At 61.9% G+C, this 11,577-nt stretch carries 6 protein-coding genes and 1 pseudogene; 2 read left to right on the forward strand and 5 right to left on the reverse strand.

The features are described 5' to 3' along the window. Window positions 1-31 precede the first annotated feature (31 nt). From Q0Y42_RS03050 to Q0Y42_RS03060, 3 genes are all read right to left on the reverse strand, one after another. Window positions 32-541 (reverse strand): DoxX family protein, encoded by a 510-nt coding sequence (locus Q0Y42_RS03050; RefSeq protein WP_297800049.1) that lies wholly within the window; start codon window positions 539-541, stop codon window positions 32-34. Window positions 542-806: 265 nt separating this feature from the next. Next, window positions 807-1,976, reverse strand: a complete 1,170-nt coding sequence (locus Q0Y42_RS03055; RefSeq protein ID WP_297800051.1) for a DUF6270 domain-containing protein — start codon at window positions 1,974-1,976, stop codon at window positions 807-809. 156 nt (window positions 1,977-2,132) lie between these two features. After that, window positions 2,133-3,578 (reverse strand): protein adenylyltransferase SelO family protein, encoded by a 1,446-nt coding sequence (locus Q0Y42_RS03060; protein ID WP_297800053.1) that lies wholly within the window; start codon window positions 3,576-3,578, stop codon window positions 2,133-2,135. A 225-nt stretch (window positions 3,579-3,803) separates the two neighbouring features. On the opposite strand from Q0Y42_RS03060, the gene nhaA reads away from it, so the two are divergent. Further along, complete coding sequence (nhaA, locus tag Q0Y42_RS03065) at window positions 3,804-5,024, forward strand: Na+/H+ antiporter NhaA (protein ID WP_297800055.1); 1,221 nt, start codon at window positions 3,804-3,806, stop codon at window positions 5,022-5,024. 237 nt (window positions 5,025-5,261) lie between these two features. After that, window positions 5,262-7,838 (forward strand): TonB-dependent receptor, encoded by a 2,577-nt coding sequence (locus tag Q0Y42_RS03070; RefSeq protein WP_297800057.1) that lies wholly within the window; start codon window positions 5,262-5,264, stop codon window positions 7,836-7,838. Window positions 7,839-8,172: 334 nt separating this feature from the next. On the opposite strand, the gene Q0Y42_RS03075 is transcribed toward Q0Y42_RS03070, so the two are convergent. Then, entirely contained in the window at window positions 8,173-11,277 is a 3,105-nt protein-coding gene (locus tag Q0Y42_RS03075; RefSeq protein WP_297800059.1) for an efflux RND transporter permease subunit, read from the reverse strand. Between the two features lie 12 nt (window positions 11,278-11,289). Next, window positions 11,290-11,577 (reverse strand): annotated as a pseudogene (locus Q0Y42_RS03080) (efflux RND transporter periplasmic adaptor subunit); the annotation flags it as partial.

Raw genomic sequence — 11,577 nt, forward strand, 5'->3', positions numbered from 1 at the left:
GTGATGCGGGCGGTTTGACGTCTTTTTCGCCCTAGGCGGGCAGGTGCCGACGCAGGATCGCGACCGGTGCCGTCATGGCGATCAAAACCAGATTGACCGCAGCCAGCATGAAGTCGAGCCGCAACAGGTGTACCCCGAAAAACAGCAGCTCCATAACCAGAAGTGCGATGGCTGCGGTCACCACGATAGGGCGGCCAAAACGCCAGCCGAAGAGGGGAGCCAGCATGGTGGCGGCGAGCAGGGCATCAACGCCGCCCAGAACCCGCACGACGTCCATCTGAACCCACTCGCTCCAGCCGAGCAATATATCGAGGTGGGCGGCGGGGGCTGTGAGCTTGGCAATGGCGGCCCCTGCAAAGAACATGGCGAGCCACCCTTGTAAGGTCCAAAGCATGGCATTCAGCCAGATGGCTCGCAGTCGCGCCTCCCGCGGGTTCCGCGCCGGACGAATGCGCGGCAGGGTTTTGCGCACCTGACCAGGGGCGCGGGCTTGGCGGGTCGCGATCTTGGCGTGCGAAGGGTGGAGGTGCGAGGTATGCATAATTGGTAACCGCATGAGTTGCGGTAGCGATATGGCTATGACCCTACCTTCCTACAAGCGCAGTGGCGAAAAATTAGCTTAAGCTCGTGGTGAACACCCGTTCAGCATGTCAGCCTGAAAACCCCCGCGCGCTTCGAGCGGCCTCCAAAGCGGCGAGTTTGGTGTTGATGGGGGACCAGTCGTCGTTGGTGGCGCTGGTGCCCCCTCATGATTTTCACTTTGCCGACCAGCATTTTTCTAGCGGCGATACAGCGCGACGAAGAGGCTAGCCTCGCGCCATAAGCGGGTGGCGTAGGGGGCGTGTGGCGCGGGCCAAGCGTTTTTTTAGGTGGTAGCCGATCGGCCGTCGAACCTCTTCTTTGAGGCGCGCGATTGTATCTCGTGCTTTGGCCAGCTGCTGATGTTGGTCTTCAAGTTGTTGGCGTGCCTTTTGCTCTTCCTGAAGGCCGTTCAGGCACTCTTGGAACTTATTCTCGGCATCAGCAACGCCCGCCTTGAGGGACTCAAGTTCGGTTTGAAGCTCTTGGATGCGTTTTTCCGCACGCACCTTTAGCTTTTGCTCGTGGGCATGTTCGTGGGCTCGCTTGAAGGCTGCGCGTTCCATGTATCGGGGGTCGTGTGTTTCGCGCTTCAGCACGATCCGGTCGACTTCCTGACAGTAGAGGGCGTAGGTTTCTTCAATGATGTGGGTGGTGCTTGGGCCACCCCACGGCACATCGCTGCCAGTGAATATTTTATCGTTATCAATGGATGCGATGGGAATTTCCGTGTTCTCGCGAAGCCACTTGTACATGCGCTTTGCCACAGCATTCACCGCAAGCGCACGCTCGACATCAAGGCTATGCCCGTCGTGAAGCTCCAGAGTTTTTTCGGCAAAATAGTTTTCAGGAATGACCACGTGATCGAAGTTCTGAAGCAGAAAATCGCAGAACTTCTTCATGTGAACGCACCAGAGCTCGAAATACTCATCTGCATCACGTATCGGGTGGATCGTTCTGAAGTTATCTCTGCGTAGAATTTTGCCTAGGATTTCATTGCTCATCGTCTCCGGCGTGACGTCGTCGAGCATACCGATGCCATCGACCGGGTTGAGAGCGTATTGGTTCGGGCCAACTTCCACGACGCCCATGAAGATGTCGCGCATAATATCTACGACAAGAAGCGTTCTTCTATCCAGGGCTGCGATTTCCTTTAGGTGGTTTCCGCAGACGTCATTGATAAAGTACGCAACAAATCTGTTGGGTATGAGAGATGTTTTAAAATTATAATATTCTACAGGATCGCTCATAAGAGCGATTGTAGATCTTCGCCAGTAGTGATTTACATGATTAAAATATTCAGGATTTAATCTTTTGCAGATTTCATCCATAACGCAACCGCCGAACGAAACGACTGTTAATCTTTCCTTTGGTAAATCGGTGGTATTTTGGGTCATTATACAACGTAAGCGGGTTACTGGCGCGAGGATAATCGCTGTGTAGGCCTTGCAGTATAGCCAACGCAATCGCTGTTGTATAAGTAGATCTTAGTATCGATGGTATTCGTTGGTTGTTGCAGGTACCGCCCCGTTCTGCTTGGTGGCGCGCGGTCGTTAGAAGTCCCAACCTGATCGAGCGGCTTCGAGCGCGGCGAGCTTGGCGTGCAGCGCGGACCAGTCGTCGTTGGTGGCGATGGCGTCCCAGATGGCTTCGACTTCGTCGATGAGCATTTCTTCCGGCTCGGCCTTGCGGAACATGGGGTGTTCCAGGCGCTCGGGGCGGTTGGGTTCGTGTTCCATGAGGGCGAAGCGGAAAGCGTCGAAGGCCTCGCCTTGATAGATCTTGCCGCGCGGGCCGCCCAGCGCGCGGGCGGCAGACGAGAAGCCGCAGAACCAGTCGAAGAAGAGCGGCTCCCAGCGCAGTTCCTCGCCTTTCTCGCGCAGCAGGGCGAGGGTGCAGTCCAGCAGGCGCTGGTCGGCGGCCTCGCCGACCGACTTCACGCCGAGACGCATGAGGAAGGCAGCGCGCAGTTCGCGGATATAGGCGGGGCCAAAGCCGTTCAGCGCCTTCACCAGACCTTCCGGCTCGGCGATCAGCTTCAGGCAACCGGCCAACTGGGTCAGGTTCCAGAACACGGCTTCGGGCTGGCGGGCGAAGGCATAGAGGCCGTCGTGGTCGAAATAGGCGGCGGTGAAGCCCGGCTCGTAGTGGGGCAGGAAGCGCCACGGGCCGTAGTCGAAGCTCTCGCCCGTCACATTCAGATTGTCGGTGTTCAGCACGCCATGCACGAAGCCGGCGGCCACCCAGCGGGCGCAGAGCTTGGCTTGGGCCTGCACGACTTCATCAAGGAAGCCTCCAGCATCGCCTTCGGCGAGGTGCGGATAATAGAGGCTGCGCGCGTGTTCCAGCAGCGCGGTCAGCTGGTCGCGGCGGCTGTAATAGGCGGCGCGCTGGAAGGTGCCGAAACGGATATGGCTGTGCGAAAGCCGCACCATGACCGCCGAGCGCGTGGGAGAGGGTTCGTCGCCGCGCTCCAGCTCCTCGCCCGTTTCCACCAGCGACAGGATGCGGCAGGTCGGTACGCCAAGGCTTTCCAGCATGGCGGCGGCCAGCGCCTCGCGCACGCCACCTTTGAGGGTCAGCCGACCATCGGCATGGCGCGAGAAGGGGGTCAGGCCAGACCCTTTTGTCCCGAGATCCATCAGTTTTGGGGCGCTATCGCTCATGGCGCGGCCAGTCGCGGCTTGAGCGCCCGATGACCACAGCTGCGCCGCGAGGAAGCCGCGACCATCCCCGATCAGCGGGTTGTAAACGCGGAACTGGTGGCCGTGATAGGCCATGGCGATCGGCTCGGGCTGGCTCGGCAGGGGCTCGAAGCGGCCGAAGTGGGCGATCCATTCCTCGTCCGTCAGCGTGTCCAGCCCGACCTCGGCGGCGGCGCGGTCATGGCGCAGGCGCAGCAGGGTTTTCGGAAACGCGGCGGCGGCGACCGTCTCTCCAAAGTCTGCACCCAGTTGGGCGAAGCGGGGATCGGGGCGGTAGGACGAAGATACGGGCATGGAGGGCAGATGCGCTATCCGTTGCCGTTTCGCAATGTCGATAAGGGTTGAACCTATGGAGGGGTGGAGTATTTTTATTGGTAGAGATCAGGCTCCGGTTCTGTGACGCCCGTGCGGGCTGTCCGGATCGTGGGCCAGGCTGGCACCGCTGGGCGGTGAATCCGGTCCGGCGTCCGTCGATAACCTGACGCCACTGAACATCAACCGATTATCGGATCTCTGTACGTGGCCAAGAAACTCACACTCGACTTCCTCAAGACGGAAGCCGCCTCCGGTGCCGCCCTCGGGCTGGCGGCTCTGACGGCGCTGATCGTCGCCAATTCTCCGCTGTCTGCCGACTATTTCGCATGGCTCAAGAGCATGCAGGTGCTGCAGATCGGGCCTCTGCGGATGGAGGAATCGGTCGCCAGCTGGATCAAGGAAGGCCTGATGGCGGTCTTCTTCCTCGTGGTCGGGCTGGAGATCAAATACGAGATTCTGAAGGGCGAGCTGAGCAATCCCAAGAAGCTGGCCATGCCGATTATCGGCGCACTGGGCGGGATGGCAGCACCGGTCGGTGTCTATCTGCTGTTCAGCGGGATTTTGGGTGGTCCGCATGAAGGGTGGCCTATTCCCGTGGCGACGGACATTGCCTTTGCGCTGGCGGTGTTCGGTCTGGTGGGGCGTGGATTGCCGGCCTCATTGCGGGTGTTCCTGCTGACGCTCGCCATTGTCGATGATCTGGGGGCGATCGTGCTGATTGCCGCTGTGTTCAGTCAGGGCGTGGAATGGGCACCCCTACTGGGGGCCTTGGGCGTGCTGGCGGTGATGGCAGTGCTGGGGCGGTGGCGTCTGGCGGCGGCCTTCTGGTGCATCGGCTTTGCCGCCATGTGGTGGCTAACGGTAGAATCCGGCCTGTCGACATCCTTGGCCGCTGTGGCCTTTGCGGCGATCGTTCCAGTCAATCCGCGTCGCGAGACGGGGGCCAGTCCGCTGCGTGATGCCATGCATGACCTGCATCCCTATGTGGCGTTTCTGGTTCTGCCGATCTTTGCCTTTGCCAAGGCGGGGGTCAGCTTTGGCGGGCTGTCGCTGGAGCAGGCGTTTGCACCGTTGGTGATCGGCATCGCCATGGGTCTGTTCCTCGGCAAGCAGCTTGGCGTGTTCGGGGCCGCATGGTTGGCGACCCGCCTCAAGCTGGCGGAAAAGCCGACAGGCGCATCGTGGGCGCAGGTGTATGGTGTGAGCATGCTGTGCGGCATCGGTTTCACGATGAGCCTGTTCATCGGGGCACTGGCTGTCCCCGGTGCGGTCGACTCTCCGCAGCAGATCGAGGTGAAGCTGGGGGTGCTGGGTGGCTCGCTGCTGTCGGTGGTATTCGGCGCGCTCTATCTGAGCGTCCTGTCGCGTCGTGCGGCCCGTCGCAATGTGGCGATTGGCGGCGATGATGTCGTAACGAATCGTTGAAACTTAAGATAAAAAACTGACGTTACGTCACCCAATTGTGTCGCATTGCGGCCACAGTGTGCCAGATCAAGCTGAAAAACATCGTTCATATAACGCTGTCTCTTGTGAGGGTTCAGGGCTTGCACTACCCAATTCGGTCTGAACTCCTGCCATCAAACGAGCGGGGGTCGGATTGGGACAGGAAACGGGCGTGATCGACTTGAATGCGGTCCGCCGACAAAGCCGGGAGCCGTACACATGCAACTCAACACCAGACTTCGCTGCACAGCGTCTGTTGTCGCCTTTGGCGCAGCATTCAGCATCGCCGGAGCGGCCATCGCCCAGGACAGCCCGACGTCGGTCGACGACATCATCGTCACCGCACAGAAGCGCGAGCAGAGCCTGCAGGAAGTGCCGATCGTGGTCACCACCCTGTCGTCCGAAGCGCTGGACGGTGCGGGCGTCAAGGACATCAAGGATCTGCAGATCCTGACCCCCGGCATGACCGTGACCTCGACCCAGTCCGAAGCCTCGACCACCGCCCGTATCCGTGGCGTGGGTACGGTGGGTGACAACCCCGGTCTGGAAAGCTCGGTCGGCGTCGTGATCGACGGCGTCTATCGCTCGCGTAACTCGGTCGGTTTCGGCGATCTCGGCGAACTGTCGCGCATTGAAATTCTGAAGGGTCCGCAAGGCACCCTGTTCGGCAAGAACACTTCTGCCGGCGTTATTAACATTCTGTCCGAGGCACCGTCCTTTACGCCGGGCTTCAATCTGGAAGCGACCGCAGGCAATTACGGCGCTTGGGGCGTGACCGGTTCGGTCACCGGACCGATCTCTGAAAACATTGCCGGTCGCTTGTACCTGGGCACCCGCAAGCGTGACGGCTTCTATGACGTTGTAACCGGTGCCGGTCCGCGTCAGGAAACCGACGACCAGAACCAAGACTTCTGGACCGCCCGTGGTCAGCTGCTGATCCTGCCGTCGGAAGATGTCTCGATCCGTCTGATCGCCGACTATACCAAGCGCGATGAATACTGCTGCGTGGCCGTGCAGAACCGCGTTGGCCCGACCTATGCCATCGTGCAGGCTCTCGGTGGCCAGATCGCTGCTCCGGTGGCTGGCTTCGGCGAAGTGCCCTTCACCCGTCAGGCCTATTCCAACCGCGGAACCGGCCAGACCATGGAAGACATGGGTCTGTCGGCGGAAGTGAACGTCGACATCAACTCGTGGAATGCAACCCTCACCTCGCTGACCTCATGGCGTGCGTGGGAAGGCATCAACGGGATGGACCTCGATTACTCCACGCTGGATAACATGTACCGCGAGAACAACGGCGGTTACGGCTATTCGCTGGATAACATCACGCAGGAATTCCGTCTGGCCGGCGCGACCGACCGCCTCGACTGGCTGGTCGGTGCGTTCGCAACGCGCGAGCAGATCCGCCGTGACGACTCCTACTACTATGGCGCTCACTATACGCCGTTCCTGTCGATGCTGCTCAGCTCGTCGCTCAGCGCGGCGACCAATGGTGCGATCCCGATCAGCCCGAGCCTGATCGGCTGTATCTCGGCACCGGGTGCGACCGCGGCCTACATCGGTGGCTGCGCCGCCGGTCTCGTCGCGCCGACCGGTCCGGGCTATGCGCCGGGCCACGGCGTGCAGGACCTCTACACCCAGACGACCCAGTCGTTCGCCGTCTTCACCAACAACACCTGGCGCGTGACCGACCAGTTCGATCTGACGCTCGGCCTTCGCTATACGATGGACGAGAAGAAGCTGACGGGCTTGCAGCGCAACATGGGCACCAATGGTGCCACCTGCGCCGGTGCCATGAGTAATGCCGCGGCACTGACGGGCCTGATCGGTCCGGCGGCTTCGACCATCATCGGCAACCTCTGCCTGCCGTGGGCGAACCCGTTCTACAACAACCGCACCATCAACGAGTCGTATGACGACGGCGAACTGAGCGGCACCTTCAAGGCCAGCTACAAGTTCAACGACAGCGTCATGCTCTATGGTTCGTATGCCAAGGGCTACAAGTCCTTCGGCTACAACATGGACCGCGTGCAAACCGGCGTGACCCCGAGCAACTCGCTGCTCTTCCCGTCGGAAACCGTCGACTCGTATGAAATCGGTCTGAAGAACACCCTGTTCAACCGCAAGGTGCTGCTGAACATCACCTACTTCGACCAGACCTTCGAAGACTTCCAGCTGAACACCTTCCTGGGTACCGCCTTCGTGGTGGAATCCATTCCGGAGCTGACCTCGCGCGGTGTTGACGCCGACTTCGCCTGGTTCACGCCGGTTGAAGGTCTGGTGCTGTCGGGCGGCGTGACCTATGCCGACACCAAGTACAGCAACTTCACCGCAGCCGACCTCTTCAACCCGGGCAACTTCCCGCAGCTGTCGCTGCTGCCGGGGGCCCGCGCTTCGTTCGCTCCGGAATGGTCGGCCACGGCTTCGGTCGCCTTCGACCGCGCCGTCGGCAATGGCCTTCGCGTCGGCTTCAACCTGAGCGGCAAGTACATGACCGAGTACAACACCGGTTCGGACCTGCTGCCTTACAAGATGCAGGACGCCTTCGGTGTTCTGAACGGTCGTGTTTCGATCGGTTCGGAAGACGAGAAGTGGACGCTGGAACTGTGGGGCCAGAACCTGACGGACACCGAGTACAAGCAGGTGGCCATCAACCAGCCGCTGATGGGCTCGGCCTTCCAGACGACCGTGCAGCCGAATGGCACCTTCTATAATCCGGCTCTGGATACCCAGACCTATGCCAGCTTCCTCGGTGCGCCGCGCACCTATGGTCTGACGCTGCGTCTGCGGTACTGATCCCTCTAGACTATCGAGCAACTGGCGGCCGGAGCGATCCGGCCGCCTTTTTCTTTGGTCTATGCCGGGAGGCGGTCGTCCGGAGGGTTGCGGACCATCAACGGGCTGTCGCTGGCGGCTGCGGATGTACTGGACGGCGAACAGCGTCTTAAGGGGCGGGATGTCACCAATGCAGGAAGCCGCGCCTTGGCCCCAGCACGGCTACGAGGGTTTTCACGTGACTTGGTCTTATGGCGACGTGCATCAGCAGTGGGGCACGACCGATGGGCCGCCAGAACGCCTCGCGTTTCCGCACAGAAAAAGACCCCCGCCTTTGGGCGGGGGTCTGTGAGGCTTAGTCCTTTGTCGGGGCGCTGTGGCGGGACGGGCTACCGTCCGCGTGGCGCATCTGGCCCTCGAACATCCGGTGCAGCATGCGGCGGAAGAAGCCCGCCACATCGTCGACGATGGTGAACACTGCCGGAATGTAGAGCAGCGACAGGAAGGTCGAGGAGATCAGACCGCCCAGCACGGCGATGGCCATGGGCGAGCGGAACTCGACGTCGGCACCGATACCGATGGCGATCGGCACCATGCCCGCGCCCATGGCGAAGGTCGTCATCAGGATCGGACGGGCGCGCTTGTGGGCGGCGTCCATGATGGCTTCGCGGCGGGACATGCCGGAACGCTCGGCCATGATGATGTAGTCGACCAGCAGGATCGAGTTCTTGGCGGCAATACCCATCAGCATCAGCACGCCGATGAGCGCCGACATGGAGAAGCTCTTACCCATGATGATCAGGCCGATGATCGCGCCGCCGATCGCCAGAGGCAGGGCCGCCATAATGGTGACCGGATAGGCGAAGGATTTGAACAGCAGGGTCAGCACCGCATACATCAGAAGGATGCCGCTCATGAAGGCGATGCCGAAACCGATCAGCATCTCCTGAATGAACTCGGCATCGCCGGCGGGGACCTGACGCACGCCTTCGGGCAGGTTCTTGACCGAGGGCAGGCGGGCGACGGCCTGTGCCGCGGCACCGGTGGTGATGCCCGCAAGCTCGGCCTTGATCGACACCAGACGGGCGCGGTCACGGCGGCTGACCGTGGCGGGGCCGGCACCGAACTCCACCTTGGCCACGGCGCTGAGCGGCACGGTGGTTCCGGTGGCTGTGGGCACGCGCAGGTTCTGGATGACCGACAGGTCCTCGCGGGCCTCTTCGGTCAGTTGCAGCCGGATCGGGATCTGGCGGTCGCCCAGATTGAACTTCGGCAGGTTCTGGTCGACGTCACCAATGGTGGCGACGCGGACGACCTGCGAGATCGCACCCGTCGACACACCCAGTAGCGCAGCTTGGTCCGGCAGGGGGGTAACGGTGATTTCAGGGCGCGCGATAGACGAGGTGTTGACCACATTGGCCAGCCCCGGAACCGTCTTCATCTCGGCCTCGATGGCGCGTGCGGCGGCATCCAGCTTGACCGGATCGTCGCCCAGAAGGGCGAACTCGAAACTGGTCCCGTCGCCCGGACCGCCGCCTTGCTGGGCGATACCGGCACGGATACGCGCGCCCGGAATCTTCTTCAGCTCGTCGACCATGACGCGCTGGAATTCCTGTTGCGACAGGTCGCGTTTGCCCTTGGGTACCATGTCGGCAAAGACATTGGCCTGATTGACGTCCTGACCGCCGACAGCGGTGTAGACGGACACGACTTCAGGGCGGTCGTTCAGGGTTTTGGTTACGCGTTGGACCACGGCGTCGGTCTGGCGAAGCGTCGAGCCCGGTGGCAGTTCGACCTGGAAGGCCGCGCGTGCCTCGTCGGCAGGGGACATGAACTCGAAAGACATCTTGGTCGCGCCGGCCAGAACGAAGGCCGAGACGAGGAAGGCACCGCCAGCAATAAAGACCACCCAGCGGAAGTTCAGGCACCACGACAGGGCGCGCAGATAGCCGGGCATCCAGTTGGGGTCTTTGTCCTCATGCTTGGTGTGTTTGAGCATGTAGGCGGCCATCAGCGGCGTGAGCGTCCGCGCCACGACCAGCGAGAAGAAGACCGAGACACAGGCCGCCAAGGCAAAGGCCTTGAAGAACTGGCCGATGATGCCGGGCATGAAGCCGACGGGGGCGAAGACGGCGATGATGGTGCCGGTCGTCGCCACCACAGCCAGACCGATCTCGTCGGCGGCCTCGAAGGCAGCGTCATAGGGCGGTTTGCCATCGCGCATGTGGCGCACGATGTTCTCGATCTCCACGATGGCGTCATCGACGAGGATGCCGATGGTCAGCGACAGGGCCAGCAGGGTGATGACGTTCAGCGACTGGTCCATCGGGGCCAGAACCGCAAAGGTCGGGATCAGCGACAGCGGCATGGCCGTCGCGGCAATCACCGTCGCGCGCCAGTCCCGCAGGAAGATGAACACCACCACCACGGCCAGCACCGCGCCCAGAGCGAGTGCTTCCAGCGAGGCGGCGTAGGATTCCTCGATATATTTGACCGCCGAGGTGACTTCCTCGATCTGGAGGTTGTCGTGGGTCGCATTGATCTTTTCGATCTCCTTACGGACCTTTTGGGCGACCTTGACCTCGGACGCCTCACGCGAGCGCAGGAAGTTGAAGGTGACGGCTTCCTGACCGTTGTAGCGGGCCAGACGGCGCGGCTCGCCCCATTTGTCGATGACCTGACCCAGATCGGACAGGCGCACGGTGCGGCCATCGCCCAGCGGCACGAGGGTGGAGGCCAGACCTTCAATCGTGGTGGCCGAGCCGACGGTACGGACTGAGCGTTCCGATCCGGCCACGGTCACGCGGCCGCCCGGCAGGTTGTTGTTGACCCCCGTCAGGGCCTGACTGACCTGGGCGGCGGTTACGCCATAGGCGGCCAGCCGCTGGGGATCCAGCTCGACGCGGACCTCGCGGTCCACACCACCCGAGCGGTTGACCTCGCCCACGCCGCCCAGACCCAGCAGGCGCTTGGACACGTCGTTGTCGATGAACCAGCTGATCTGTTCCGGCGACATGGTGGGCGAGCGCACCACATAGGTGATCAGGGCATCGCCGGTGATGTCGATGCGCTGGACTGTCGGTTCCTGCATGTCCTGCGGCAGGGAGGCGCGCACGCCGCTCATGGCGTTGCGGACGTCATTGGTCGCGCGTTCGGTATCGGTGCCCAGTTCGAACTCGATGGTCGTGGAGGACACGCCGTCGCTGACGTTGGAATAGACGTTACGGACGCCCGACAAACCCGCGATCGAGTCCTCGATCACGCGGGTAACCTGCACCTCCATTTCGGAGGGGGCCGCACCCGGACGGGCGGCGGTCACGGAAACCAGCGGGAAGTCGATATCCGGATTGTTGTTGATCCGCATCGAAGCGAATCCGACGATGCCGCTGAGGGTCAGCAGCACGAACAACAGGATGATCGGAATGGGGTTTTTAATCGCCCAGGACGAAATCTGGTTCATCGTCCGGTCCTATCAGCGAGCCGCAGCCGCAGGGGCGGCGGGGGCAGCCGTTGCAGCGGGCGCTGTGGCGGCGGCGATGGTGACGGTGTCACCGGAGTTCAGGAAGCCTGCGCCCTCGACGACCACACGGACACCGGCATTCAGGCCTGAGACCGACGACTGGGTGTCGTTGCGCATCAGGACTGTGACGGGGGTGAAGGTGACCTTGTTGCCCTCGCCGACGACAAAGACGCCGGCCTTGTTGTCGCGATAGAGGACGGCGGGCGTCGGGACGACCGTGGCCTCGCGGGTGCCGGCATC

Origin of the sequence: uncultured Brevundimonas sp. (assembly GCF_947305955.1) — a bacterium.
Lineage (GTDB): Bacteria > Pseudomonadota > Alphaproteobacteria > Caulobacterales > Caulobacteraceae > Brevundimonas.